The sequence below is a fragment of the Actinomadura vinacea genome, assembly GCF_039532545.1.
Classification (GTDB): domain Bacteria; phylum Actinomycetota; class Actinomycetes; order Streptosporangiales; family Streptosporangiaceae; genus Spirillospora; species Spirillospora vinacea.
This window is the reverse complement of sequence record NZ_BAAARW010000039.1, coordinates 141685-166922: the sequence shown is the minus strand read 5'-3', so window position 1 is coordinate 166922 and position 25238 is coordinate 141685. Positions and strand designations below refer to the sequence as shown.

The following is a 25238-nucleotide window of genomic DNA, read 5'->3' as shown; positions in this document are numbered from 1 at the left end:
CTTGGCGTTCCGTTGCAATCCGGACCAGAGAGGGAGCGGGCCGTGCGCCGTACCGTGTTCAACGAGGACCATGAGGCGTTCCGGGCGACCGTCAGGGACTTCATCGCCGCCGAGGTCGCACCGGTGTACGACGCGTGGGAGGAGGCCGGGCACCCGCCCCGCGACTTCTACAACAAGCTGGGCGAGCTGGGCGTCTTCGGCATCACGGTGCCCGAGGAGTACGGCGGCGCGGGCGAGGCCGGCTTCAAGTACCAGCTGTTGATCTCCGAGGAGTGCGCCCGCGCCGGAGTGAGCTTCGGCGGCTACGGGGTGCACGTCAACCTCGTCCTGCCCTACCTGCTCAAGTACGGCGACCGGGAGCAGAAGAAGCGCTGGCTGCCCGACTTCGTGTCCGGCGACATGATGACCGCCATCGCGATGACCGAGCCCGGCACCGGCTCCGACCTGGCCGGGGTGCAGACCACCGCCAAACGCGACGGCGACCACTACATCCTCAACGGCGCCAAGACCTTCATCACCGGCGGCGTGCTGGCCGACCGGGTGCTGGTGGTGGCCCGCACCTCCCCCGCCGACCCCGAGAACCGCCGCGCCGGCCTGTCCATCCTCGCGGTGGACACCAGGAGCGAGGGCTACGCGGTCGGCCGCAAGCTGGAGAAGATCGGGCTGCGCAGCTCGGACACCGCCGAGCTGTCGTTCAGCGACGTGCTGGTGCCGGCCGGGGACCTGCTCGGCGAGGAGGGACGCGGATTCGAGTACCTCACCCACAACCTGGCCGAGGAGCGGCTGGGCATCGCGGCGTCCTCCTACGCCTCGGCGGCCGCCGCCGTGGACTTCGCCAAGAAGTACGTCCAGGAGCGCACCGTCTTCGGCAAGACCGTCTCCTCGTTCCAGAACACCAAGTTCGTGCTCGCCGAGTGCGCGACGGAGGTGGAGGCGGCGCAGTCGCTGGTCGACCGGTGCACGGAGGCGCTGGACGCCGGGGAGCTGACCCCCGCCGACGCCGCCAAGGCCAAACTGTTCTGCACCGAGGTCCAGGCCCGCGTCGTCGACAAGTGCCTGCAGCTGCACGGCGGGTACGGCTACATCCTGGAGTATCCGATCGCGCGGCTGTACGCCGACGCCCGCGTGACCCGCATCTACGGGGGCACCAGCGAGGTACTGAAGACGATCATCGCCAAGGACCTGGGGGTCTGACGCCCCGGCGGCCCGAAGCCCGACCGGTCATGCCCGGCGGCCGCGCGGTGGCCGGGCCCCGCCGGGATCCGCGCGGACGGGCTCGTCCAGCTGCCGCGCCAGCACCCGCGGCGCCTCCACCAGCGACGGGCCGTACCAGGTCAGGTGGCGGCCGCTGACCAGCGCCGCGTCGAGGCCGGGGAAGCCCTCGGGGCCGTCGCCGGCGGTGAACCGGTACGGCTCGTCGGGCAGCACGACCAGATCGGCACCGGCCGCGTTCAGCTCGCCGAGCGGGATCTTCGGGTAGCGCTCGGCGTGGCCGGCGTAGAGGTTGTCCACGCCGAGCCGGGCCAGGACGTCGCCGGTGAACGTGCCGTGCCCCACGACCATCCACGGCCGCCGCCAGATCGGGACGATCGCGCGGCGGCGGGGCCCCTCGGGCCGCGGCCCTCCCCAGACGCGGGCGGCCGCGTCCAGCCAGCCCGGGGCCGGGACGCCGCACGCCTCGGCGAGCATGCGGCGCAGCGAGACCAGGGCCTCGTCGACCGTGCGGATCTCGGTCATCCAGACCGGGATCCCGCGTCCGCGCAGCGCCTCGATGTCGGGGACGCGGTTCTCCTCGGTGTTGCCGACCACCAGGTCGGGGCGCAGGCCGGCGATCCGGTCCAGGTCGGGGTTCTTGGTGCCGCGCACCCGCGGCACGTCCAGGCCCGCGGGGTGGGTGCACCAGTCGGTCGCGCCCGCCAGCAGCCCGGGCGCGGTCTCGGCGATCGTCTCGGTCAGCGAGGGGACCAGGGACACGACCCGGCGCACCCGGTCCGGGACGGGGACCGGGGCGCCGGTGTCGTCTCTCGGCGGAGCCATCGGCGGACCCGTCAGACGTTGCGGCGGTACTGGCCGCCCACTTCGAAGAACGCCTCGGTGACCTGCTGGAGGCTGCACACCCGCGCCGCGTCCATAAGGACGGCGAAGACGTTCCCGCCGGACCGGGCCGCCTCCTTCAGCGCCTCCAGCGCGGCCTGCGCCTCGCCGCCGTTGCGCTGCTGGAAGCCGCGGACGCGGTCCAGCTGCGAGCGCTTCTCCTCCTCGGTGGCGCGGGCCAGCTCCAGCGCCTTGCCGCCCTCGTCGCCGTCGCCGCCCGGGCTGCGGAAGGTGTTGACGCCGATGATGGGCAGCGAGCCGTCGTGCTTGCGGTGCTCGTACAGCATCGACTCGTCCTGGATGCGGCCGCGCTGGTAGCCGGTCTCCATCGCGCCCAGCACCCCGCCGCGCTCGCTGATCCGGTCGAACTCGGCCAGCACCGCCTCTTCGACCAGGTCGGTCAGATCGTCGATGACGAACGAGCCCTGCAGCGGGTTCTCGTTCATCGCCAGGCCCCACTCCCGGTTGATGATCATCTGGATGGCCAGGGCGCGGCGGACGGACTCGGCGGTCGGCGTGGTGACGGCCTCGTCGTAGGCGTTGGTGTGCAGGCTGTTGCAGTTGTCGTAGATCGCGATGAGGGCCTGCAGGGTGGTGCGGATGTCGTTGAAGTGCATCTCCTGGGCGTGCAGCGAGCGGCCCGAGGTCTGCACGTGGTACTTCAGCTTCTGGCTGCGCTCGTTCGCGCCGTACCGCTCGCGCATCGCCACGGCCCACACGCGCCGCGCGACCCGGCCGAGCACCGAGTACTCGGGGTCCATGCCGTTGGAGAAGAAGAACGACAGGTTGGGCGCGAAGTCGTCGACGTCCATGCCGCGGGCCAGGTACGACTCCACGTAGGTGAAGCCGTTGGCGAGGGTGAACGCCAGCTGGCTGATGGGGTTGGCCCCCGCCTCGGCGATGTGGTAGCCGGAGATCGACACCGAGTAGAAGTTGCGGACGCCCTGCTCGATGAACCACTGCTGGATGTCGCCCATCATCCGCAGCGAGAACTCGGTGGAGAAGATGCAGGTGTTCTGGCCCTGGTCCTCCTTGAGGATGTCGGCCTGGACGGTGCCGCGCACCGTGCCCAGCACCCGCGCCCTGATCGCGGCCGCCTCCTCCCCGGACGGCTCCCGCCCGTGCTCGGCGCGGAAGGCGTCCAGGCCCCGGTCGATCGCGGTGTTGAGGAAGAACGCCAGGATGGTGGGGGCCGGGCCGTTGATGGTCATCGACACCGAGGTGGTCGGCGCGGACAGGTCGAACCCGTCGTAGAGCGCCTTCATGTCGTCCAGCGTGGCGATCGAGACGCCGGAGGTGCCGACCTTGCCGTACACGTCGGGCCGCTCGTCGGGGTCGCGCCCGTAGAGGGTCACCGAGTCGAACGCGGTCGACAGCCGGGTCGCGGGCTGCCCCTCCGACAGCAGCTTGAAGCGCCGGTTGGTGCGGAACGGGTCGCCCTCCCCGGCGAACATCCGCGCCGGGTCCTCGTTGTCGCGCTTGAACGGGAACACCCCGCCGGTGAACGGGAAGCGGCCCGGCAGGTTCTCGTTCCGCAGGAAGCGCAGCAGCTCGCCGTGGTCGCGGTAGCGGGGCAGGGCGACGCGGGGGATCCGGCTGCCCGACAGCGACTCGCGGGTCAGCGCCGTGCGCAGCTCCTTGTCGCGGATCCGGACGACCTGCTCGTCCCCGGAGTAGGACTCGGCCACCGCCGGCCACTCCTCGACCAGCCCGCCCGACTCGGCGGAGACCTCCCGGCGCGCCTTCTCCAGCAGCCCGCCGACCTCCTGCGCGGCCGCGTCCGACCCGCCCTCGGCCAGCTCGCCGCGGACCTCGTCCAGCCGCTGGACGCGCCGCACCGCGGCGATCTGCGCGACGGTCTCGGCGTGGTAGCCGCGCACCGTCTCGGCGATCTCCGACAGGTAGCGGACCCGGGCCGACGGGACGATCTGCGCCGCGCCCGTGGAGATCTTCGTGCCGACCTCGGGCAGCACCCCGCGCTCGACGCCCAGCGCCCCGATCAGGTGCTGGTAGAGGGCGGTGACGCCGTCGTCGTTGAACGTGGCGGCGCTGGTGCCGAACACCGGCATGTCCTCCGGCCGCGCCCCGAACGCCTCCCGGTTGCGCACCAACTGGCGGGACACGTCGCGGAGCGCGTCGGCGGCGCCGCGCCGCTCGAACTTGTTGATCGCCACCACGTCGGCGAAGTCCAGCATGTCGATCTTCTCGAGCTGGGACGCGGCGCCGAACTCGGGCGTCATCACGTACAGGGACACGTCGGCCAGCGGCACGATCGCCGCGTCGCCCTGGCCGATGCCGGGGGTCTCCAGGATCACCAGGTCGTAGCCGGCGGCCTTGCACGCCTCGATCACGCCCTCGATGTTCTCGGGCAGCTCGCGGGCGCCGCGGGTGGCCAGCGAGCGGAAGAACACGTGGTCGCCGTCCAGGGCGTTCATCCGGATGCGGTCGCCCAGCAGCGCGCCGCCGCCGCGCCGCCGGGTCGGGTCGACGGCCAGCACCGCGACCCGCACCTTGTCCTGCTGGTCGGTGCGCAGCCGCCGGACCAGCTCGTCGGTCAGGGAGGACTTGCCGGAGCCGCCGGTGCCGGTGATGCCGAGCACGGGCACGGTCCGCCGCGCCGCGGCCTGGGCCAGCGCCCGCCGGTCGCCGTCCGGCAGCGCGCCGGCCTGCAGGCAGGTGATCGCGCGGGCCAGCGCGGGCCGCTCCCCCGCCAGGACGGCCTCGATGGGGACCGGCTCGGCGGCCAGGTCGACGTCGCAGTCCCGCACCAGCTCGTTGATCATCCCGGCCAGGCCGAGCCGCTGGCCGTCCTCGGGCGAGAAGATCCGCACGCCGGCGGCGGCCAGCCGCTCGATCTCCTCGGGGACGATGACGCCGCCGCCCCCGCCGAACACCCGCACGTGCCCGGCGCCGGCCTCGGCCAGCGAGCGCGCGAGGTATTCGAAGTACTCCACGTGCCCGCCCTGGTAGGAGGAGATCGCGACGCCCTGGGCGTCCTCCTCCAGGACCGCGTCGACGACCTCGCGGACCGAGCGGTCGTGTCCCAGATGGACCACCTCGGCGCCCTGCGACTGCAGGATGCGCCGCATGATGTTGATGGCCGCGTCGTGCCCGTCGAACAGCGCGGCCGCCGTCACGAACCGCACCGGATGCTCCGGGACGTGCATGTCCATTCCAACCCCTTGGACTTCTAATATTTGGAAGCTAAAATACTTTCCGTGAGCGAGCCCGTCAAGACAGCGCAGGTGACGTACGGTGGTGCGGTGCCCGACGCCCCCGACCCGATCGCCGAGGCCCACCGCCAGTGGAGCGCCCGGTGGCCCGAGCACGCCGACCGCATGGCCGCCGTCACCTCGGTGATGCGGGCCCAGCAGCTGCTGCTCAGCATGGTCGAGGCGGCGCTCAAGCCGCACGGCCTCACCTTCGCGGCCTACGAGGCGCTGCGCCTGCTGGCCTTCACCCGCACCGGCACGCTGCCGATGGGCAAGGTCGGCGCCCGCCTGATGGTCCATCCCGCCTCGGTCACCAACGTGATCGGACGGCTGGAGCAGCGCGGGCTGGTCGAGCGCCGCCCCTCCCCCGACGACCGCCGCGTCGTGCTGGCGGCCATCACCCCGGCGGGCCGGGAGCTGGCCGAGGAGGCGACCGCCGCTCTGCACGAGGCCGAGTTCGGACTGCCCGATCTCACCCCCGAGCAGGCCGCAGCGATCACCCGGGCGCTGCACACCGTCCGCGTCTCGGCCGGGGACGTCACCGGCGAGCCCCGCTGATGGTCAGCGCTCGCGGACCCAGGCGTCGATGAGGTCGGCCGCGCGGGGGCGGGAGGCGCGCAGATAGTGCTCGTCCTTGATGAACTCCAGGCGCTTGTCCCGCGCGGCCAGCGCCCCGAAGACCGCCCGCGCGTCGCTGTCGTACACGCACTCGTCGGCGGTGGCGTGCACCACCAGCGACGGGACGGTGATGCGCGCCAGGTGCGGGGCTGCGACGCACTGCGAGGTGCGCAGGCTCCACATCGACAGCCACGTACGCAGCGTGCACACCGAGCCGATGCCGAAGACGCCGTAGTTGGCGGCCCGCGGATCGCCCAGGTAGCACCGGTTCGGGACGCGCTCGGACGGCTCGATCGCCGGATCGATCATCCGCAGGTCCGCCCAGGTCCGGTGGACGTTGAACAGCCGGTCCCGGGCCCGGGTGCCCTTCAGCGCGTCCAGCTCGGCCAGCACCCGGTCGGTGATGCGCTCGTTGCGGGCGCGCTGCGCCGCCCGGTAGCGCTCCTGGAACGCGGCGCCGTAGGGCGGCCCGTTCTCCGGGTCGAACGGGTCGAGCGCCGGGTCGGCCGACAGCGCGTCGGTCTCGTCGGTCACCGAGGGGTCCATCCAGGCGGTGAGCACCTCGGGACGGCCCGAGTGGGCGGCCAGCGCGACGAACAGGTCCCCGGCGGGCAGATTCTCGATCGCCTCGACGGGCCGCATCCCGGCCACCGGGACGACGTTCGGCTCCACCGCCTGCGACTGGTAGGCGGCCATCAGCGAGCCGCCGCCGGAGTTGCCGAGCAGGATCACCCGTTCCACCCCGGCCCGCTCCCGCAGCCAGCGGACGCCGACCCCGATCTCGGCCAGGGCGTGGTCGAGCAGGAAGTACGGTTCGTTCCCCCGGAACCGGGTGTTCCAGCCGAGGAAGCCGTAGCCGCGCTCGGCCAGGTAGGAGGCCAGGTAGTGCTCGGAGAAGTCGACGTTGTAATGCGCGGCGATGAACGCCGTCCTGGGCGCCGGCCCGCTCGCCGGACGGTGGTAGAGGCCCTGGCACGGGTGGCCGCCCGCGCCCGCCCGGCCGATCAGCGGCGACGGCAGACCGACGAACTCCCTGGCGATCTCCCTGCCGACCTCCCTGCCGAGCCCGGCCATCCGCACCCTCCCTCGCGCGAACCGAACGTGATTCGGGAAGGGTAGCGCACGTGCCGTAGCCTGATCCCGCGCGACACCGACCGGGAGGGAAAGATGAGCGAAGACGGGCCGCCCCTGCCCGCCGCGGCCTTCTACGAGCCGCTCGACCAGGACCGCTTCACCAGCACCACGGCGACGGCGGGCCCCTGGTCCCCTGGCTTCCAGCACGCCGGGCCGGTGTCGGCGCTGGTCGGCCGGGCGTTCGAGCGGCACGACCCGTCCCCCGGCACGCGGGTGGCGCGGGTGACGGTGGAGATCCTGGGACCGGTGCCGGTCGCGCCGCTGCGAGCCGTCGTCCGCACCGTCCGGCCCGGCCGCCGGGTCTCCCTGCTGGAGGGCGAACTGCTGGGCGAGGACGGCCCGATCGTCCGCGCCACCGCCTGGCGGATCGCAGCCGCGCCCGGCCGGCTGGAGTCCACCGACCATTCCCCGCCCCCGCCGCCGCTGCCCACGACGTCCCGTCCGATCGACCGGTGGCCCGGCATGCACGCGGACGGCTACCTGGCGGCGATGGAGTGGCGCCCCGTCGAGGGCTCCTTCAACCGTCCCGGGCCCGGCGCGGTGTGGGCCCGCGCGCGCGTGCCGCTGGTCGCCGGGGAGGCCGACTCGCCGCTGGTGCGCGCGCTGACGCTGGCCGACAGCGCCTCGGGCATCGGCAGCCAGCTCGACCTCGCCAAATGGCTGATCATCAACACCGACCTCACCGTGGCGCTGCACCGCGACCCGGTCGGCGAGTGGATCTTCATGCGGGCCCGGATCAACGCCGATCCGGGCGGCAGCGCGCTGGCCGAGGCCCGGCTCGCCGACTCCTCCGGCGGGTTCGGCCGGGCGCTGCAGACCCTCCTGGTGGACGGCCTTCCCGCGGGATAGTCTGCCGAAGATCGGCCGGTACGGCGCGGTGCCGGGGCGGCGGGCTCGAGGAGAGCGTCGATGACCATGCCCAAGGGTGATCCGGATCCCCTCACCTACGGGGGCTACCTGCGGCTGGACCGGCTGCTGGACTGCCAGGAGCCGCGCACCGGGGCGCACGACGAGCTGCTGTTCGTGATCATCCACCAGGTGTACGAGCTGTGGTTCAAGCAGATCCTGCACGAGGCCGAGCTGCTGCAGCGCAGGCTGGAGGAGGGCCGCAGCGCCGGGGCGCTGCACACCGCGCGCCGGATCGCCAAGATCCTCAAGACCGTGGTGGGGCAGCTGGACGTCCTGGAGACGATGACGCCCCGCCAGTTCGCCTCCTTCCGGGACGCGCTGGGCACCTCCAGCGGCTTCCAGTCCGAGCAGTTCCGCGAGATCGAGGCGGTGCTGGGCCGCCGCGCCTTCCCCGCCTCCGACCTGCGAGCCGACCCGCGGCTGCGCGCGGCGGCGGCCCGCCCGTCGCTGTTCGACTCGCTGCTGCGCTACCTGGACCACCACGGGTACGCCGTCCCGCGCGCCGCGCTCGACCGCGACCCGGCCGCGCCGTGGACGCCCGACCCGGCCGTGCAGCGGGCGCTGCTGGCGGTGTACGCCGACGAGAACGCGCCCGCCGCCGAGGTCTGCGAGGCCCTGGTGGACGTCGACGAGGGCGTGCAGGAATGGCGGTACCGGCACGTCAAGATGGTGGAGCGCACGATCGGCGCCAAGCTCGGCACCGGCGGCTCGGCCGGCGCCGACTACCTGCGCTCCACGCTGTTCACGCCCGCGTTCCCGGATCTCTGGGAGGTCCGCTCGCAGATCGAGGAGACGGCCGGCCATGACGGATGAGACGGCGGAGCGGGTCGCGATCGTCGGGGCCGGGCTGGCGGGCTGCCTCCTGGCCACCCTGCTCGGGCGGCGCGGCATCGAGGTGACGGTGTACGAGCGGCGCCCCGACCCCAGGGCCGCCGGGCCCGAGCGCGGCCGCTCGATCAACCTGGCGGTCTCGGCGCGCGGGCTGGCCGCGCTGGAACAGGTCGGGCTGCGCAAGCAGGCCCTGGAGCGCGCCCTGCCCATGCACGGCCGCATGGTCCACCCGCCCTCCCGGGGGCAGCACGCCGCGCCCAACTTCCAGTCCTACAGCGCCGACGGCGGCCGCGCGATCAACTCGATCAGCCGCGCCGAGCTGAACCACGCGCTGCTGGACGCCGCCGAGTCCACCCCGGGCGTGCGGCTGCGCTTCTCCCAGCGGGTGACCGGCGTCGAGGGCGGCCGGCTGCTGGTGGACGGCCTCCCGGGCGACCCCGCCGGCGTCGTCCTTGCCTGTGACGGCGCCTACAGCGCGGTGCGCGGGTCGCTCGACGGCTTCGGCCGCGACCACGACTTCCTGGAGCACGGCTACAAGGAGCTGACGATCCCGCCGCGCGGGGACGGCTTCGCCCTCGACCCGGACGCGCTGCACATCTGGCCCCGCGGCACCGCGATGATGATCGCACTGCCGAACCTGGACCGCTCCTTCACCTGCACGCTGTTCTGGCCGAAGGGCGACTTCGCCGCGCTCGACACCCCCGAACGGGTCCTCGCCCACTTCAAGGAGCACTATCCGGACACGGCCGGGCTGATGCCCGACCTCGCGGGCGACTTCGCCCGCAACCCGGTCGGCTCGCTGGTCACCGTGCGCTGCCGGCCCTGGGTACGGGACGCCGGCGGGACGCTGGTGGCGCTGCTCGGCGACGCCGCGCACGCAATCGTGCCGTTCTTCGGGCAGGGCGCCAACTGCGCCTTCGAGGACTGCATCGAGATCGACCGCTGCCTGGAGGAGACAGGGGGCCGCTGGGACCGGGCGCTCGCCCTCTACCAGGAGCGGCGCAAGCCCAACACCGACGCGATCGCCGAAATGGCCCTGGACAACTTCGTCGAGATGCGCGACAGGGTGTCCTCGCCGGTGTTCCGCCTGACGCGGGCCGCACAGCACGCCCTGGAACGGCGGCTGGCCGGACGGTACGCCTCCCGGTACGAACTGGTGTCGTTCACCACCGTCCCGTACGCGCAGATCCCGGCGCGGCTGCGGCGGCAGAACCTCGTCCTCGGCGCGGCGGCGGGGGCGGTGGCGGGGCTCACGCTGGCGGCCGCGCTGTCGGTTCGCGCGCTGTCCCGCCGGTCCCGCCGGTCCCGCTAGGGCCGGAAGGGCGGGCGCGACGCCGTCCGGCGACCAGGTCGGCCAGCGCGGTGGCCAGCGCGGCCAGCACCAACCCCAGGATCACCACCAGCCCGTGCCGGAACGCCGCCGCCCAGTCGCCGCGCGTCCCCGCGAGGGTCGCGAAGAACACCGCGCCGACCGCCGCGACCCCGGCGGCGGTGCCCATCCGCTGCCCGGTCTGCAGCACCCCGGCCGCGCTGCCGCCCTGGGTGTAGGGCACCTCCGACAGCGTGATGGTCTGGTTGGGCGCGATCACCAGGCCGCTGCCCACGCCCACCACCAGCAGCGGCAGCGCGGTGACCCAGGCGACCCCGCGGCCCGGGTTTACCTCGACCGCGATCCAGACGGCGACCAGGCCGGCCGCCACCAGCACCAGGCCCAAGGCGACCAGCGGCCGGCCGAACCGCGACACCAGCCGTCCGCCGATCGCGGCGGCCACCCCCGAGCCGACCGCGAACGGCGTGACCGCCAGCCCGGCGTAGAACGCGCTGTAGCCGAGGCCGTTCTGGAGGTAGAGGGTGAAGATGAAGAAGATCGCGGTGAACCCGGCGAAGTACAGCAGCGCGATCGCCGCGCCCAGCGCGTACGAGCGCCGCCGGAACAGGCCCAGGTCGGCCAGCGGGGCCGGGTGCCGCCGCTCCCAGGCCACGAAGCCCGCGAGCACGACCGCGGCCACCGGAATGAGCAGCCACTTGGCAAGGCCCTGCCACTGGCGCTCCTGCAGGAACGGCAGCATGGCGGTCACGACCCCGGCGCCGAGCAGCACCACCCCGACCGGGTCCAGGGCGAGCCGCTCCCCGCGCACCGGGGCGGGCAGCAGCCGCCACGCCAGCGGCAGCGCGACCAGGCCCACCGGGATGTTGACGAAGAAGATCCAGCGCCAGCCGTGCTCGGTGCCGGCCAGCGAGATCAGCGCGCCGCCCAGCATCGGGCCCACCGCGGTCGCGACCCCGATGGTGGCGCCCAGCGCCCCGAAGGCCCGGCCTCGTTCGGCGCCCTGGAACAGCTGCTGGATCAGCCCCGCCACCTGCGGGTTCAGCACGCCGCCCGCGACGCCCTGCAGCAGCCGGGCGGCGATCAGCCACCACATCGCCGGAGCCGCCCCGGCCAGCGCGCTGGCGAGGGTGAACAGGGCGAGGCCGGTCATGAAGACCGCGCGGCGGCTGCGCGCGTCGCCCAGCCGCCCGGCCGGGACGAGCACCAGCCCGAACGCCAGCGCGTACCCCGACAGGGTCCATTGCAGCGCGCCCTCGGACGCGTGCAGGCCCTCCCGGATCGAGGGGAGCGCGACGTTGACGATGCTGATGTCCAGCAAGGTCATGAACGCGGCCACCAGGCACACCGAAAGCGCCTGCCAGCGGCGCCGGTCCGTGCCGGTGCTCTCGGTCCGCACGGAACTGATCATGTCCGGGGCGGGGCGCCGCAAACCCCGCCCGGCCGGTCCGGGACGCGGCGGCCTGTGCCAAGGTGAACGGGTGACCGAAGAACTCCAGTGCTCGGCGAAGGGCTGCCGGGCCGACGCCGTGTGGGCGCTCCGCTGGAACAATCCCAAGATCCACACCCCGGAGCGGCGGAAGATCTGGCTGGCCTGCGACGAGCACCGGGAAAGCCTGTCGGCGTTCCTGGACCGCCGCGAATTCCTGCGCGACGTGGTCCCCGTCGACGAACGCGACCGGCCCTGATTTTTTGCAATCCCGGCCCAGGGCGCTCGCCTGGCGGCTCGCACCCTGACCGGGCTTGGTGCGAGCGCGGCATCGCTTCGCGATCTGGCCGGTGACGCTCGCCTCCGGCATCGCCTCCCCGGCCAGGTAGCGCACTCGCGCGGTACCTGAGGCCGCTTCGGGGCAGGCCCTAGCCCTCCTGGCCCGCCCGTTCGGGCCGCCAGCGCTCGGCCATCTCGGTGATGCGGGCGGCGGCGTCCCGGGCGGGCACGCCCCGCCCCACGGCCAGGCCCAGCAGAAACGTGGTCAGCGGCGCGGCGGGACGCGCCACGCCGTGCGCGACGTCCCGGGCCAGGTCCAGCACCAGATCGCGGTCGACGTCCTTGCGGTCCAGGCCCAGTTCCAGGCAGACCGCCTCCATCCAGTCCTCCAGCACGAGGGCTCCCTCCGGCTCACGTCAGATCATCACGGATCGTACGGGGCCGCCAGCCGGTCGGCGTGGACGAGGGCGTCCGGGGTGTCGCAGTCGTACCACGGCGGCCGCTCCCCCGCCGCCAAGGACACCGGGACCGGGACCAGCGGGCCGAGCAGTCCGCGCAGCGAGCCGCCCGCGTAGGCGGCGAGGGCGGTGCGCAGCGCGCCGGTCGGCCAGCAGCCCGCCAGCCACTGCTCGCGCCCGTCCTGGTCGACCAGCACGGCCCCGCCCTCGCCCGCCGCGTCCAGCAGTGCGGCGACGTGGGGGGCGCGCAGGAAGGGCAGGTCGGCGGCCAGGAGCACGGTCCACGGCGCGCGCGCCTCGGCCAGCCCGGCGCGCAGCGCCGGGACGGGCCCGGCGCCGGGCGGATCCTCCCGCACGACGACGGCGTGCGGCAGCCCGGGCCGCGGCGGGCCGACGACGATCAGCCGTCCGGCGCCCGCGACGGCGTCGGCGACCCAGCCGATCAGCGGCCGGCCGCCCACCGCCGCGCCCGGCTTGTCGGCGCCGCCGAGCCGCCGCGCGCGCCCGCCCGCCAGCACCACCGCGTCGTACCGCCGGTCGCGCGGGCGGACCCCGTCCGCGGGCACCGGGCTCAGCCGCCGATCGCCGACATCGGCCGGGCCGGCTGCAGGAAGGACGGGTCGTCGATGCCGTGCCCGGCGCGCTTGGTCCAGACCGCCTGCCGCCAGCGGCCGGCCAGATCCTCGTCGGACGCCCCGGCGCGGACGGCGTCCCGCAGGTTGGACTCCTCGGTGGCGAACAGGCAGTTGCGGATCTGCCCGTCGGCGGTCAGCCGGACCCGGTCGCAGGCCCCGCAGAACGGGCGGGTCACCGAGCCGATCACTCCGACCCGGGCCGGGCCGCCGTCCACGACGAAGGTCTCGGCGGGGGCGCTGCCGCGTTCGGCGGGCTCGTCGGGCTCCAGCGTGAACGCGGCGCCGAGCCGGTCGAGGATCTCATCGGCGGTGATCATGTTCTCCCGGGTCCAGCCGTGCTGGGCGTCCAGCGGCATCTGCTCGATGAACCGCAGCTGGTAGCCCTGGTCCAGGCAGTAGCGCAGCAGCGGCACCGCCTCGTGGTCGTTGACGCCGCGCATCAGCACGGCGTTGACCTTGACCGGGAGCAGCCCGGCGGCGCGGGCCGCGGCCAGGCCGGCCAGCACGTCGGCCAGCCGGTCGCGGTGCGCCAGCCGCTTGAACACCTCCGCGTCGAGGGTGTCCAGCGAGACGTTGACGCGGTCCAGGCCCGCGTCGGCCAGCGGCGCCGCCAGCCGGGCGAGGCCGATGCCGTTGGTGGTCACGGAGATCTGCGGGCGCGGGCTCAGCTCCGCGGTGCGCCGCACGATGTCGGCGATGCCGCGGCGCAGCAGGGGTTCACCGCCGGTGTAGCGGACCTCGGTGATGCCCAGCCGCTGCACGCCCAGCCGGACCAGCCGCACCACCTCGTCGTCGGTCAGCAGCTCCGGCTTGGGCAGCCAGTCCAGTCCCTCGGGCGGCATGCAGTACGTGCAGCGCAGGTTGCACCGGTCCGTGAGGGAGACCCGCAGATCCGTCGCGGTACGACCGAAGCTGTCGACCAGCACGGGTGCCCCTTTCCTCGTGAGTCCTGGTATTTGCCTGAGATCTCCACACTAATCGCGAGGTTGACGTTTCGGCGCACCAGGGGAGACGGTAGCGGCCAGACGATCACCGAGCCCGCGCGCCTCGCGCGGCGGGTCCTGGCACGGGGAGGTCCGCGTGACGACGACGGCACGCGAATGGGAGTTCGCCGGGACGCGCGGCGCGGTCACCGCCCGGATCTGGGCGCATCCCGATCCGCGCTACGTCGCCGTCCTGGCGCACGGCTACGGCGAGCATCTCGGCCGTTACCAGCACGTCGCCGAGACGCTGCTGCGGCACGGCGCGACCGTCTGCGGGCCCGACCACCTCGGGCACGGCAGGTCCGCGGGCGAGCGGGTCCTGATCGAGGACGTCGAGGACATCGTCGCCGACCTGCGCACGGTGGTGGAGTCGGCCCGCGCCGACCATCCCGGGCCGCCGGTCGTCCTGATCGGGCACTCGATGGGCGGGCTGATCGCCGCCCGTTACGCCCAGTTGCACGGCGCGGGGCTGACCGCGCTGGTGCTGTCGGGGCCGGTCCTGGGCCGCTGGGACGTCCTCACCGACCTCCTCGCGGCGGAGGAGATCCCCGACGCCCCCATCGACACCGCCACGCTCTCCCGCGACCCCGAGGTCGGGAAGGCCTACACCGCCGACCCGCTGATCTGGCACGGCCCGTTCAAGCGGACCACGTTGCGGGCGCTCCAGGACTGCGTCGGGCGGATCAACGAGCACGGCTCCCTGGGGGCGCTGCCGACGTTCTGGGTGCACGGCTCCGACGACCGGCTCGTCCCCCTGGAGGGCAGCCGGACCGGCATCGAGGCGATCCGCGGCTCCGACCTCACCGAGAAGATCTACCCGGACGCGCGGCACGAGGTCTTCAACGAGACCAACCGAGACGAGGTGCTGGGCGACGTGACCGCGTTCATCGACCGCGTCCTGGCCTGAACGGGGCCAGCTCGCGGAGGAGACCGGCGAGCCAAGGGTCGTGCCGCTCCGGACGATGCCCCAGGGCGCGGGCGACATCGCGGTGACCGGTGAAGTGGCCGTAGCCGAGCATGTCCGCGCTGTGCGCCCAGTGGACGGGCTCGTCCCGGTGGACGACCGCCGCCAGACCGGGCCGCCACCGGGTGCCGGCGGTCCTGCCGCGGTCGTCGGCGAGGTAGGCCCAGACGTGCTCGTCAACGCGGACGTCGTCGCGGCCGACGGTGAGGTTCCACGGCGCGCCGAGGTCGCAGACGACGGAGGGCCCGTCCCCCGGCCCGGCGGACGGGCCGCGCAGGGCGTCGCGGTGGGAGGTCCGGTACAGGGCCCCGGCCAGGAAGTCCCTGACGGGCAGGACGCGTTCGGTGAAGCGGACGGGCACTCCCCCGGACCGTGCCAGCACCCCGGCGGCGGCCACCGCCAGGTTCCCGAACCACAACCAGTCGGGGTCGCCGCCGTCCTGGAACGGCCGCCGGCCGAGGCCCTCGTCCGCGACCACCGGGACGACGTCGGCGGCGGCGCTCTCCGCGCATACCGCCGAGGGGTAGAGCCGGGTCTCCTGCCACATGTAGCAGTCGTCGGCGCGGGAACCGACCTCGGCGCCGCACCCGGCGCACGCCAGATTGGGGCCGTGGTACCCGTCCAGGCCGAAGCAGCCGATCTCGCAATTCTCGAGGATGAACCGCACGTGGTGGACGTCGCCGGGGGCGAGCACGTACGTGCCGCACAGCCGCGCGGCCGAGTGCGGGGCGGGGTCGGTCGCGTAGGTCCGCGCGGGCATGAGGTTCGGGCCCGGCCGGTGCAGCGGCGGCGCCGTCCCCGGCTCCGGCAGCGGCACGCGGCGGACCGGGCCGGTCAGCGCGGCAGCGCAGCGGGCGCAGTGCAGCACGGCGACGGGCGGCGCGGTCAGCATGACCCGCGCTGTTTGATCGCGTATGCCCGGTCCCAGATCAGCGGGCGCAGTTCGGCGCCGTCCCGTGGCGCGCCGGGCCGCGCCAGCACGTCCGAGCGCGCCCGCCGGGCCACCGAGACGTTCCGCCGGAAGTCGCGGAAGATCTGGATCTCTCCGCCGTGGCAGCGCCACCCGAGGCCGAGGTAGGCGTAGTCCATCCCGAACCGGCGGGTGGCGTCCAGCTGCCCGGTGAACACGGCCCACCGGAGCATCTCCGCGGCGCTCGAGGGCCGCAGCGCGATCAGCCCGTTGACCCGCTCCACCAGGCCGCGGTCCACGGACATCCAGTGCGGGTCGTTCCCGTCGAACCAGGCCTGCGAATCGGCGAGGGCGGCGTCCAGGCCGTGGGTGCGCCAGCGCACCGTGCCGTCCGGCGCGCCGCGCAGCGGCAGCGCCCGCGCCAGCGCGCGGGCGGCCTGCGCGCCGAACGGCGTGTGCCAGGCCGGGACGATCACGATCGGGTCCGCCGGGTCGGCGTCGAACGGCGTCGGGCTGAGGAACGGCCGGTCGATCACCACCACCGTCCCGGGGCGCGACTGGTAGGCCAGCCCCCACAGGAGCCGGGCGAGCATCCGCGCCCCGTGCTGGTCCGACAGCACGTGCCAGGCGCCGTGGAACAGGTTGGTGCTGAACCGCACGGCGGTGCCCGGGCGCAGCCCGATGATCGTGTGCTCGCGGCCGTCCAGGCGCATCGTGCGGCGGTGCAGCTTCATGCCGTCGGCGGCGGCCCGCGCGTTGGCGGGCCGCTGCCTCCGGGCGGATCGCCCGCGGGTGCGGGTCACCCCTTCACGCAGACCAGCTGGCGGAGGTGCGCCACCACCTCGACCAGGTCGGACTGCGCCTCCATGACCGACTCCAGGTCCTTGTAGGCGCCCGGGATCTCGTCGAGGACGCCGCCGTCCTTGCGGCACTCCACGCCCCTGGTCTGCTCGGCGAGGTCGTCCAGCGTGAACGACTTGCGCGCCTTGTTGCGGCTCATCCTCCGCCCCGCCCCGTGCGAGGCGGAGTTGAAGGCGGAGTCGTTGCCCAGGCCCCGCACGATGTAGGTGCCGGTCGCCATCGACCCCGGGATGATCCCCAGGTCGCCCGCGCCGGCCCGGATCGCGCCCTTGCGGGTCACCAGGAGCTCGACCCCGTCGTAGACCTCCTCGGCCACGTAATTGTGGTGGCAGGAGATGAGCTCGCCCCACTTGCAGCGCTTGGCGCCGAAATACTTGGTCAGCACGCCCTGCGCCAGGGCGAGCATGACGGCGCGATTGCGCCGCGCGTATTCCTGCGCCCAGAAAAGGTCGCGGCGGTATTCGTCCATCTTGCTGGTGCCGGTCAGGAATACCGCCAGGTCCTGGTCCGGCAGATCCTGGTTGTGCGGCAGCTTGCGGGCCGCCTCGACGTGGTGCTCGGCCAGTTCCTTGCCGATGTTGCGCGACCCGGAATGCAGCACCACCCAGATCGCGCCGCCGGTGTCGGCGCACACTTCGAGGAAGTGGTTGCCGCCGCCGAGGGTGCCGAGCTGTCCGCGGGCCCGGCCGAACCGGCCGCGGACCGCCGGGTGCAGGTCGTCGAACTCCTTCCAGAACGCGTACCAGCCGCGTTCCTTGAGGCCGGGCAGCGCGTCGGGGTCCACCGGCTGCTTGTGCGAGTGGTGGCCGACCGGGATCGCCCGCTCCAGACGGCCGCGCAGCAGCGCCAGGTCGTCCGGCATGTCCTCGACCGTGAGCGTGGACTTCACCGCGGTCATCCCGCAGCCGATGTCGACGCCGACGGCGGCCGGGGACACCGCGTCGCGCATCGCGATCACCGAGCCGACGGTGGCGCCCTTCCCGTAGTGCACGTCGGGCATCACCGCGAGCCCCTCCACCCACGGCAGGCTTGAGACGTTGCGCAGCTGCTCCAGCGCGACGTCCTCGACGGTGGCCGGGTCGGTCCACATCCGGATGGGAACGCGGCCGCCCTTGAGCGTCTGGTACGGCACCACCTGCTCCTCTCCAACAGTGGAAGTGTGTTCCGGACCGTGATCTATGACGCCAGAGAAGGGCTCTCCGGTTCAATTCATTTTCCCGCGGTCCGGCCTTCCACGGAATCGCCGGACAAGGCGTGCCCGTCGCCCAGCCGGCGCGTCAGCCCCTGGCGGTCCAGGTGCTCCAGAAGCGCCACCGCGACCCGGCGGCCGGTGCTCAGCGCCTCGCACGCCTGCCCGACGGTGAAGGGCTGCGGCAGCGCGCACAGGATCCGCAGCGCCTCGCGGTCGGCGCCGGGGGGCAGGACGACGTCGTCCGCCGGCCGCAGCACGGCGCCCGCCCGCGCCGCCGCGCCCAGGGCCTCCGGGGTGAGCCCCAGCTCGGCGAGCCGCTCGGCGCCGGGCGCCTCGAACGGGCCGCCGGTCTCGGCGTGCAGGCGCCGTACGGCGCCGGCCACCTCGGGGGGCAGTTCGGGGTCCGGCCCGTGGACGCGCCCGTCCTTGAGCCGCAGCGGCGGCCGGGCCAGTGCCGCGACCAGGCGGCGGCTGGGCAGGCCCAGGCGCAGCCGCGCCGATTCCAGCGGCAGGCCCGGGGCCAAGGGGTTGGCTTCGCCGTGCGCCGCCAGTTCCTCGGCCAGCCGCCGGTGCAGGTCCTCCCAGTGGTCGGGGTCGGCGAGCCACTCGTCGTCGATCCCGATCGCGGACGGCGGCGCGGCGCAGCCCATGACCGCCAGGTCGGAGCGGCGCAGCACGCCGTGCCGGCGCAGCACCCGCGCGCCGTCGGGACGGTCCGGCCAGGACGCCAGCTCGCGGGCCCGGGCCGTCGCCGCGCCGCGCCGCACCAGGGTGGGCGGCCGGACGTCCAGGACGTGCACGCCCGCCACCACGCGCCGCTCCGGATCGCGCAGCAGGGCGGTGTCGCCGATGTGCAGCGGCAGCCGCGCGTTGAGCGTCAACCGGGCCGTGTCGGGCCCGAGCGGGCGCAGCCCGACGGGCACCGCGGCCGAGCCGATGTGCAGGATCAGCCGCCGGGGCAGCCGCCCCGTCGCCTCGCCGGATCGGGTGCGCACGTCCACCGAGGTGGTGTGCGTCCAGCGGCCGGGGCCGACCAGCGCCATCCCGCGGCCGAGCCGTTCGCGCGGGACGCCGCCCAGGACGAGCGCGACGCGGGCGACACCGCTCACCCGGTCGAGCGGTTCCCTGGCCGACTCGATGCCGCGCACCCGCGCCCGTTCGCCGGACGGCGTCAGGATCAGCTCGTCCCCGACCGCCACGGTGCCGGCGGCCAGGGTCCCGGTGACGGCGGCGCCGTCGGCGGTGCGGCCGCCGGCGCCGGCGAGCACGCGGTCGACCCACAGCCGCACCGGGGCCGTCCCGTCCGGGACGGGGAGGCGGGCGGCGAGCCGGTCCAGCGCGGCGGCCAGCCCGTCCAGGCCCTGCCCGGTGACGGCGCTGACGGTGACGGCCTCGACGCCGCGCAGGCTCGTCCCGGCGACCCGCTCGCGGGCCTGGCGCAGCGCGAGGGTGGGGTCGGCCAGGTCGGACCGGGTGATCGCCAGCACGCCGTGCCGCACGCCGAGCCCGTCGATCGCCGCGAGATGCTCCCCGGTCTGCGGCATCCAGCCCTCGTCGGCGGCGACGGCCAGCAGCACCGCGGGCACGGACCCGACCCCGGCGAGCATGGTGGTCACGAACCTCTCGTGGCCGGGCACGTCCACGAAGGCCAGCCGCTCCCCCGACGGCAGGGTGGTCCAGGCGAACCCGAGGTCGAGGGAGAGGCCGCGGCGCTCCCCGGCGGGCGTGCCGGCGAGCGCGCGCACGAGGCTGGACTTGCCGTGGTCCACATGCCCGGCGGTGGCGACGACCTGCATCAGTTCCCTTCCCGGGCGGCCGGGGCCGCGGCACCGAGGACGGCCTCGCGCAGCGCGCCGTCGGCGGCGGGGCCGGCCGAGCGCAGGTCCAGCAGCAGCCTGCCGTCCTCGACCCGCCCGATGACGCCGCGGGCGCGCAGCGCGGGCTCGCAGGAGGACGGCAGCGACACCGCGGCACTGGGCAGGCCGACGCCGGGCGCGCCGCCCCCGCCGACCGCCGCGGTCGAGTCGGCGGCGCGGGCGTCGACACCGTGCGCGCGGAACTCCCCGGCCAGGGCCTCGGCGCGCTCGCGCAGCCCGGCGACGTCGGCGTGGAGCATGCGGGTCACCGGCGGCCGGGGCCCGCGCAGCGTCGCCTCCAGCGCGGCCAGGGTCATCTTGTCGACGCGCAGGGCCCGGTAGAGCGGATGCCGGCGCAGCCGCTCGACGATGCCGGGCTCGCCCAGGAGCAGCCCCGCCTGCGGGCCGCCCAGGAGCTTGTCGCCGCTGGCGGTGACGAGCGCGGCGCCGGCGGCCAGCACCGAGGCGGCGTCGGGCTCGTCCGGCAGCGCCGGGTCGGGGGCCAGCAGCCCGGAGCCGATGTCGACCACGACCGGGACGCCCAGCGGTACCAGGTCGGCGACGTCCGCCGCCGCGGTGAACCCCTCGATCCGGAAGTTGGACGGATGCACCTTCATGATGAATCCGGTCTCGGCGCCCACGGCCCCGGCGTAGTCGGCGGCGGTGGTGCGGTTGGTCGTGCCGACCTCGCGCAGCCGCGCCCCGGTGGAGGCGAGCAGGTCGGGCAGCCTGAACCCGTCGCCGATCTCGACCAGCTCGCCGCGGCCGATGACGATCTCGCGGCCGGCGGCCAGCGCGGTGGCGGCCAGCGCGAGCGCGGCGGCGTTGTTGTTGACGACCTGCGCCGCGCCCGCCGCGGGACAGGCCGCGCGCAGGGCGTCCAGGGCGCCGCGCCCGCGCGGGCCGCGGCGGCCGGTCGCCAGGTCGTACTCCACGTCCACGCACCCGGCCGCGGCGGCGACGGCGTCCCGGGCCGCCGCCGACAGCGGCGCCCGGCCCAGGTTGGTGTGCAGCAGCACGCCGGTCGCGTTCACCACCGGGTGCAGGCCGCAGGCGCGCTCGGGCAGCGCGGCGACCGCGGTGTCGGGCACGTCCCCGGGCGGGATCTCGCCGTCGCGGGCGCGCTGCCGCGCCGCCGCGACGGCGGAGCGGACGATCGCGGGCCCGAGCCTTCCCGCGGCCGCCGCCAGGCGGGGGTCCGCCAGGACGGCATCGGTACGGGGCACAAGTCGCCGGGGATCCACGACCACCAACCCTATGGACGGCGGACCCCGTCAACAAAGCCGATCCCGGGCACGTCGTGGGATCCGCGGCGGAGATGGACGTCGGCGATGTCGTCGGCCATGCGGTCGACCAGGTCGGCGAGCCGCCGGCGGTCCTCGGGCGACCAGCCGGACAGCGCCTCGGCCATCCAGCGGTGGCCGACCTCGCAGATGCAGTCGACGGCGTCCCGGCCGGCCGCGCGGAGCCGGACGCGCTGCGCCCGCCCGTCGCCGGGGTCGGGCACGCGCTCCACGTAACCGGCCTTCTCCAGCCGCTGCACGAGCCGGGTCACGTGCGGCGCCTCCACCGCCAGCCGCGCTGCCAGCTCGCCGGGCCGCATCGGCTCTCCGGCGTCGGCGAGCAGGCGCAGCAGCGGCACGGCGGCACGGTCGACCGGGACGCCGGCCTCGGCGACCGTCCGGTCGTGCCGCCGGGCGCGGGTGAGCAAATGCGAGATCTTGCTGAGCGCCCGTTCGATCTCGACGATGCCGGAGGGCGGGGGCGGGGGTGGCATGACGGCACCCTACCCGCCCGTTACTTAACTTAAGTAAGTACACTGCGAGAGCCGGGAGCGTTCCCGGCATTTCCGGGCTTCGCCCGTTTCGTCCTTCCCCCCGACCGCCGCGCGTGCGCGGCCCTGGAGGTCCTGTGTCCGGCGCGATCACGAAGGCGCCCGAACGGCTCGAACCGTCCGTGCGGCCCGCGCCCGGGGCGCTCACCCTGGTCGCGCTGGCCACCGCGGGGCTGATCGTCTCGGTCCAGCAGTCGCTGGTGATCCCGCTTCTGCCCAGCCTGATGACCCGCTTCGACGCCTCGATGACGGCGGTGACCTGGGTGTTCACCGCCTCGCTGCTGGCCGGCGCGGTCGCCACTCCGCTGCTGACCCGGTTCGGCGACATGTACGGCAAGAAGCGCATGATCCTGCTGTGCCTGGGCGCGCTGGCCGCCGGCTCGGTGGTGTGCGCGCTGTCCGGCACGCTGGCGGTCCTCGTCGCGGGCCGGGCCCTGCAGGGCGTGTCGGTCGCGATGATCCCGCTGGCCATCGGAACGATCCGGGACGCCTTCCCGGCCGAGCGGGTGACCACCGCGATCGGCGTGCTCAGCGCGACCATGGGCGTGGGCGGCACCATCGGCATGATCGTCACCGGCTTGATCGCCGACCACACCAGCAGCCACCGCCCGGTGTTCTGGATCACCACCGGGCTGGCCGTGGCGGGCCTGGCACTGATCGCCTACAGCGCGCCCGAGGCCGGGGAACGCGCGGGCGGCCGTCCCGACCTGCCCGGCGCGCTGCTGCTGGCCTCCTGCCTGGTGTGCCTCCTGCTGGGCATCAGCCAGGGCAACCGGTGGGGCTGGACGTCCCCCCGCGTACTGGCGCTGTTCGTCGCGGCCGCCGTGCTGTGCGCGGTCTGGGTGGCCGTCGAACTGCGGGTGCCCGAACCGCTGGTGCGGCTGAACCTGCTCGTCGGCCGGCACTCGATGTCGGCCAACCTGGCCTCGCTGCTGCTCGGCTTCGCGATGTTCGCGATGTTCACCCTCATCGCCGGTTTCATCCAGGCCCCCCGCGACCGCCTCGGCTACGGTCTGAGCGGCTCGGTCCTGGACGTGGGCCTCTACATGCTGCCCAGCACCGTCACCATGCTGCTCTCCTCGACGATGGCCGGCCGCGTCACCGCCCGGATCGGCCCGGCGTTCACCCTCGCCATCGGCTCCCTCGTGGCGGCGCTGAGCTACGTCTGGGTCGCGATCGCGCACGCGCACCCCATCGACATGCTGGCGTTCAGCGCCATCCAGGGCGCCGGATTCGGCATCGCCTACGCCGCCCTGGGCACGCTGGCCGTCCAGCACGTGCCGATGGACCAGAGCGGCATCGCCAGCGGCATCAACTCGCTCGTCCGCACCACCGGCGGCAGCATCGCGGGCGCCGTCACCGCCGCCGTGCTGGCCGCGTTCACCATCGCGGGCACCAGCGGCGTCCCGACACAGGGCGCCTACGTCCTGTGCTTCTGGATAGGCGCCGGAGGCGCCCTGCTGGCCGCAGTGGTCGCCCTGGCAAACGGCCTCCGCCACCGCCCAGCCTAAACACCAGCCCGCCAGAAATGGGGGCAAGGGGCGAAGCCCCAGGGGATGAGGGACGAGGGGTGGCGGAGCCCCCCCAGCCGGGGGGTGCGGGGGGCGGAGCCCCCTGCCAAGGGGCGGGCGGCCCCGTAAGGAGCGCCAGCGCCTGAAGGGGACGCGCGTCCCGGCCGTGGGGGTCTGGGGGGGGCGCCCCCCAGATAGACACAGCACTTGACTAACGATCCTTGCGGTGTGCCCTATAGGGAGGCGCCCCGAATTGGGTATTGGGGCAGCGAAACGCCGCTCCGGAGGTCGAGTCATGGGTGCTTACACCGCCGCGTACGAACGCAGCATCGCCGATCCCACGCGCTTCTGGGGGCTGGCCGCCCGCGATGTGCGGTGGCTGGTGCCGCCCGACCGGGTGCTGGACGACGGGGCGCCGCCGTTCTACCGGTGGTTCACGGGCGGGGAGTTGAACACGTGCGACAACGCGGTGGACCGTCATGTGGAGGAGGGGCGCGGCGAGCAGGCGGCGCTGATCTATGACAGTCCTGTCACCGGTACGGTACGGACGTTCTCGTTCCGGGAGCTGAGGGACCTGGTGGCGGCGTTCGCCGGGGCGTTGCGTGAGCTGGGCGTCGACCGCGGCGACCGTGTGGTCATCTACTTGCCGATGATTCCGGAGGCGGTGGTGGCGATGCTGGCGTGCGCGCGGCTCGGCGCGGTGCATTCGGTGGTGTTCGGCGGGTTCGCGGCCAAGGAGCTGGCGGTGCGGATCGACGACGCGCGGCCGAAGGTTGTGGTGTCGGCGTCGTGCGGAATCGAGGGGTCGCGGGTGGTGCCGTACAAGCCGCTGCTCGATCAGGCACTGGAGATGGCCTCGCACAAGGTGGATCGGTGCGTGGTCCGGCAGCGCCCGCAGTTGCATGCCGATCTGGTCCGTCCGCGCGACGTCGAGTGGGACGAGGCGGTCGCGGGCGGCTCGCCCGCCGAGTGCGTCCCGGTGTCGGCGACCGATCCGCTCTACATCCTGTACACGTCGGGGACGACGGGCCGTCCCAAAGGGGTGGTGCGGGACAACGGCGGGCATGCGGTGGCGCTGCGCTGGTCGATGGAGAACGTGTACGGGGTCGGTCCCGGCGATGTGTTCTGGGCGGCGTCCGACGTGGGCTGGGTGGTCGGGCACTCCTACATCGTGTACGCGCCGCTGCTGACAGGCTGCACGACCGTGCTGTACGAGGGCAAGCCGGTCGGGACGCCGGATGCGGGGGCGTTCTGGCGGGTGGCGTCGCAGCATCGGGTGAAGGCGCTGTTCACCGCGCCCACGGCGATCCGCGCGATCAAGAAGGAGGACCCGGAGGGGGCGTTGCCCGCCGGGTACGACCTGTCGGCGCTCGACACGCTCTTCCTGGCCGGGGAGCGCCTGGACCCCGACACCTACCACTGGGCTTCCCGGGTGCTGGACCGGCCGGTCATCGACCATTGGTGGCAGACGGAGACGGGCTGGCCGATCGTGGCGAATCCGCGCGGCCTGGAGCCGATGCCGGTGAAGCCGGGCTCGCCCACGGTGGCGGTGCCGGGCTATGACGTGCGCGTGCTCCAGCCGGACGGGACTCCGGCCGCGCCGGGCACCGACGGCGACATCGTGCTGCGGCTGCCGCTGCCGCCGGGCGCGCTGTCGACGCTCTGGCAGGACGACGAGCGGTTCGTGGAGTCCTATCTCGGCCGGCATCCGGGCCACTACCTCACCGGGGACGGCGGCCATGTCGACGAGGACGGCTACGTGTGGGTGATGGGCCGTACCGACGACGTCATCAACGTGGCCGGGCACCGGCTGTCGACCGGCACGATGGAGGAGGTGATCGCGGCGCATCCGGCGGTGGCCGAGTGCGCGGTGATCGGCGTCGCGGACCAGTTGAAGGGCCAGCTGCCGCGCGGGCTGGTGGTGCTCAAGAGCGGCGCGGTGGTCGATCCGGAGGCGCTGCGGGACGAGCTGGTGGCGATGGTGCGCGAGCAGATCGGGCCGGTCGCGGCGCTGAAGGAGATCTCGGTGGTGCCCGCGCTGCCCAAGACCCGGTCGGGCAAGATCCTGCGGGGCGTGATGCGGGGGATCGCGGACGGCCGGGACGTGCCGGTGCCGTCGACGATCGAGGATCCGGCCGTGCTGGAGGAGCTGCGGCCGATCCTGCGTTCGCCGACGGCGTCGCCGTAGGCGCCGGCCGGCC

Annotated in this window: 22 protein-coding genes; 9 read left to right on the top strand and 13 right to left on the bottom strand. The window is 74.1% G+C overall.

The features are described 5' to 3' along the window. Positions 1-42: 42 nt before the first annotated feature. Positions 43-1194, top strand: coding sequence for an acyl-CoA dehydrogenase family protein (locus ABD340_RS42040; protein ID WP_344597024.1), 1152 nt, complete (start codon positions 43-45; stop codon positions 1192-1194). A gap of 27 nt (positions 1195-1221) precedes the next feature. On the opposite strand, the gene ABD340_RS42035 is transcribed toward ABD340_RS42040, so the two are convergent. Both ABD340_RS42035 and icmF read right to left on the bottom strand, forming a co-directional pair. Then, the gene (locus tag ABD340_RS42035) at positions 1222-2037 is read right to left on the bottom strand and encodes a helical backbone metal receptor (protein ID WP_344597023.1); all 816 of its coding nucleotides are present in this window, start codon (positions 2035-2037) and stop codon (positions 1222-1224) included. An 11-nt stretch (positions 2038-2048) separates the two neighbouring features. Beyond that, on the bottom strand, positions 2049-5261 hold the full coding sequence (gene icmF, locus ABD340_RS42030; RefSeq protein ID WP_344597537.1) for a fused isobutyryl-CoA mutase/GTPase IcmF: 3213 nt from the start codon (positions 5259-5261) through the stop codon (positions 2049-2051). A 51-nt stretch (positions 5262-5312) separates the two neighbouring features. On the opposite strand from icmF, the gene ABD340_RS42025 reads away from it, so the two are divergent. Then, entirely contained in the window at positions 5313-5864 is a 552-nt protein-coding gene (locus ABD340_RS42025; RefSeq protein WP_344597022.1) for a MarR family winged helix-turn-helix transcriptional regulator, read from the top strand. Positions 5865-5867: 3 nt separating this feature from the next. Here ABD340_RS42025 and ABD340_RS42020 read toward each other — a convergent pair whose 3' ends face one another. Next, on the bottom strand, positions 5868-6998 hold the full coding sequence (locus ABD340_RS42020) for an alpha/beta hydrolase (protein ID WP_344597021.1): 1131 nt from the start codon (positions 6996-6998) through the stop codon (positions 5868-5870). A gap of 93 nt (positions 6999-7091) precedes the next feature. On the opposite strand from ABD340_RS42020, the gene ABD340_RS42015 reads away from it, so the two are divergent. Genes ABD340_RS42015 through ABD340_RS42005 form a run of 3 tightly spaced genes read left to right on the top strand, consistent with a single transcriptional unit; the run spans position 7092 to position 10110 of the window. Continuing rightward, positions 7092-7907 (top strand): thioesterase family protein, encoded by an 816-nt coding sequence (locus tag ABD340_RS42015; protein WP_344597019.1) that lies wholly within the window; start codon positions 7092-7094, stop codon positions 7905-7907. Between the two features lie 60 nt (positions 7908-7967). Next, positions 7968-8780: a tryptophan 2,3-dioxygenase gene (locus ABD340_RS42010; protein ID WP_344597017.1), complete on the top strand. Its 813-nt coding sequence runs from the start codon at positions 7968-7970 to the stop codon at positions 8778-8780. Beyond that, positions 8770-10110, top strand: coding sequence for an FAD-dependent oxidoreductase (locus ABD340_RS42005; RefSeq protein ID WP_344597015.1), 1341 nt, complete (start codon positions 8770-8772; stop codon positions 10108-10110). Before ABD340_RS42010 ends, ABD340_RS42005 begins: the two co-directional genes overlap by 11 nt. Here ABD340_RS42005 and ABD340_RS42000 read toward each other — a convergent pair. After that, entirely contained in the window at positions 10049-11524 is a 1476-nt protein-coding gene (locus ABD340_RS42000) for a DHA2 family efflux MFS transporter permease subunit (protein WP_344597014.1), read from the bottom strand. The genes ABD340_RS42005 and ABD340_RS42000 overlap by 62 nt on opposite strands. 82 nt (positions 11525-11606) lie before the next feature. Here ABD340_RS42000 and ABD340_RS41995 point away from each other — a divergent pair, with 82 nt between their 5' ends. Continuing rightward, the gene (locus ABD340_RS41995) at positions 11607-11813 is read left to right on the top strand and encodes a hypothetical protein (RefSeq protein WP_344597013.1); all 207 of its coding nucleotides are present in this window, start codon (positions 11607-11609) and stop codon (positions 11811-11813) included. Positions 11814-11982: 169 nt separating this feature from the next. Here the strand turns inward: ABD340_RS41995 and ABD340_RS41990 are convergent, their stop codons facing one another. Genes ABD340_RS41990 through moaA form a run of 3 tightly spaced genes read right to left on the bottom strand, consistent with a single transcriptional unit; the run spans position 11983 to position 13852 of the window. After that, positions 11983-12228: a DUF6457 domain-containing protein gene (locus tag ABD340_RS41990; RefSeq protein WP_425547521.1), complete on the bottom strand. Its 246-nt coding sequence runs from the start codon at positions 12226-12228 to the stop codon at positions 11983-11985. A gap of 29 nt (positions 12229-12257) precedes the next feature. After that, positions 12258-12857: a molybdenum cofactor guanylyltransferase gene (gene mobA, locus ABD340_RS41985; RefSeq protein ID WP_344597011.1), complete on the bottom strand. Its 600-nt coding sequence runs from the start codon at positions 12855-12857 to the stop codon at positions 12258-12260. Positions 12858-12862: 5 nt separating this feature from the next. Next, entirely contained in the window at positions 12863-13852 is a 990-nt protein-coding gene (moaA, locus tag ABD340_RS41980) for a GTP 3',8-cyclase MoaA (protein WP_344597010.1), read from the bottom strand. A gap of 154 nt (positions 13853-14006) precedes the next feature. Here moaA and ABD340_RS41975 point away from each other — a divergent pair, with 154 nt between their 5' ends. Continuing rightward, positions 14007-14816 (top strand): alpha/beta hydrolase, encoded by an 810-nt coding sequence (locus tag ABD340_RS41975; RefSeq protein WP_425547520.1) that lies wholly within the window; start codon positions 14007-14009, stop codon positions 14814-14816. Here the strand turns inward: ABD340_RS41975 and ABD340_RS41970 are convergent. The 6 genes from ABD340_RS41970 to ABD340_RS41945 form a co-directional block, all read right to left on the bottom strand. Continuing rightward, positions 14794-15765 carry a hypothetical protein gene (locus ABD340_RS41970; RefSeq protein ID WP_344597009.1) on the bottom strand — a complete coding sequence of 324 codons (972 nt, stop codon included), beginning with the start codon at positions 15763-15765 and terminating at the stop codon, positions 14794-14796. The two genes, ABD340_RS41975 and ABD340_RS41970, sit on opposite strands and share 23 nt — an antisense overlap. Beyond that, positions 15759-16586 carry a hypothetical protein gene (locus ABD340_RS41965; RefSeq protein ID WP_344597008.1) on the bottom strand — a complete coding sequence of 276 codons (828 nt, stop codon included), beginning with the start codon at positions 16584-16586 and terminating at the stop codon, positions 15759-15761. Before ABD340_RS41965 ends, ABD340_RS41970 begins: the two co-directional genes overlap by 7 nt. Continuing rightward, complete coding sequence (locus tag ABD340_RS41960; protein ID WP_344597007.1) at positions 16583-17776, bottom strand: RtcB family protein; 1194 nt, start codon at positions 17774-17776, stop codon at positions 16583-16585. The genes ABD340_RS41965 and ABD340_RS41960 overlap by 4 nt, the downstream gene beginning before the upstream one ends. Before the next feature lie 77 nt (positions 17777-17853). Further along, a complete protein-coding gene (locus ABD340_RS41955; RefSeq protein ID WP_344597005.1) occupies positions 17854-19632 on the bottom strand; it encodes a SelB domain-containing protein in 1779 nt (592 codons plus the stop codon). After that, positions 19632-20936 (bottom strand): L-seryl-tRNA(Sec) selenium transferase, encoded by a 1305-nt coding sequence (gene selA / locus ABD340_RS41950; protein ID WP_344597004.1) that lies wholly within the window; start codon positions 20934-20936, stop codon positions 19632-19634. The genes ABD340_RS41955 and selA overlap by 1 nt, the downstream gene beginning before the upstream one ends. Positions 20937-20947: 11 nt before the next feature. Beyond that, positions 20948-21469: a MarR family winged helix-turn-helix transcriptional regulator gene (locus ABD340_RS41945; protein WP_344597002.1), complete on the bottom strand. Its 522-nt coding sequence runs from the start codon at positions 21467-21469 to the stop codon at positions 20948-20950. A gap of 134 nt (positions 21470-21603) precedes the next feature. Between ABD340_RS41945 and ABD340_RS41940 the strand changes: the two genes are divergently transcribed. Next, on the top strand, positions 21604-23037 hold the full coding sequence (locus ABD340_RS41940; RefSeq protein WP_344597001.1) for an MFS transporter: 1434 nt from the start codon (positions 21604-21606) through the stop codon (positions 23035-23037). Positions 23038-23332: 295 nt separating this feature from the next. Next, on the top strand, positions 23333-25225 hold the full coding sequence (locus ABD340_RS41935) for a propionyl-CoA synthetase (protein WP_344597000.1): 1893 nt from the start codon (positions 23333-23335) through the stop codon (positions 25223-25225). Positions 25226-25238: the final 13 nt, after the last annotated feature.

What these genes read in the sequence shown, in the direction of transcription:
- ABD340_RS42035 (WP_344597023.1), bottom strand. Translation starts at nt 2,037, where the DNA reads ATGGCTCCGCCGAGAGACGACACCGGCGCCCCGGTCCCCGTCCCGGAC.
- ABD340_RS42005 (WP_344597015.1), top strand. Translation starts at nt 8,770, where the DNA reads ATGACGGATGAGACGGCGGAGCGGGTCGCGATCGTCGGGGCCGGGCTG.
- ABD340_RS42015 (WP_344597019.1), top strand. Translation starts at nt 7,092, where the DNA reads ATGAGCGAAGACGGGCCGCCCCTGCCCGCCGCGGCCTTCTACGAGCCG.
- ABD340_RS41935 (WP_344597000.1), top strand. Translation starts at nt 23,333, where the DNA reads ATGGGTGCTTACACCGCCGCGTACGAACGCAGCATCGCCGATCCCACG.
- ABD340_RS41970 (WP_344597009.1), bottom strand. Translation starts at nt 15,765, where the DNA reads ATGCTGACCGCGCCGCCCGTCGCCGTGCTGCACTGCGCCCGCTGCGCT.
- ABD340_RS42020 (WP_344597021.1), bottom strand. Translation starts at nt 6,998, where the DNA reads ATGGCCGGGCTCGGCAGGGAGGTCGGCAGGGAGATCGCCAGGGAGTTC.
- ABD340_RS41945 (WP_344597002.1), bottom strand. Translation starts at nt 21,469, where the DNA reads ATGCCACCCCCGCCCCCGCCCTCCGGCATCGTCGAGATCGAACGGGCG.
- icmF (WP_344597537.1), bottom strand. Translation starts at nt 5,261, where the DNA reads ATGCACGTCCCGGAGCATCCGGTGCGGTTCGTGACGGCGGCCGCGCTG.
- ABD340_RS41955 (WP_344597005.1), bottom strand. Translation starts at nt 19,632, where the DNA reads ATGCAGGTCGTCGCCACCGCCGGGCATGTGGACCACGGCAAGTCCAGC.
- ABD340_RS42010 (WP_344597017.1), top strand. Translation starts at nt 7,968, where the DNA reads ATGACCATGCCCAAGGGTGATCCGGATCCCCTCACCTACGGGGGCTAC.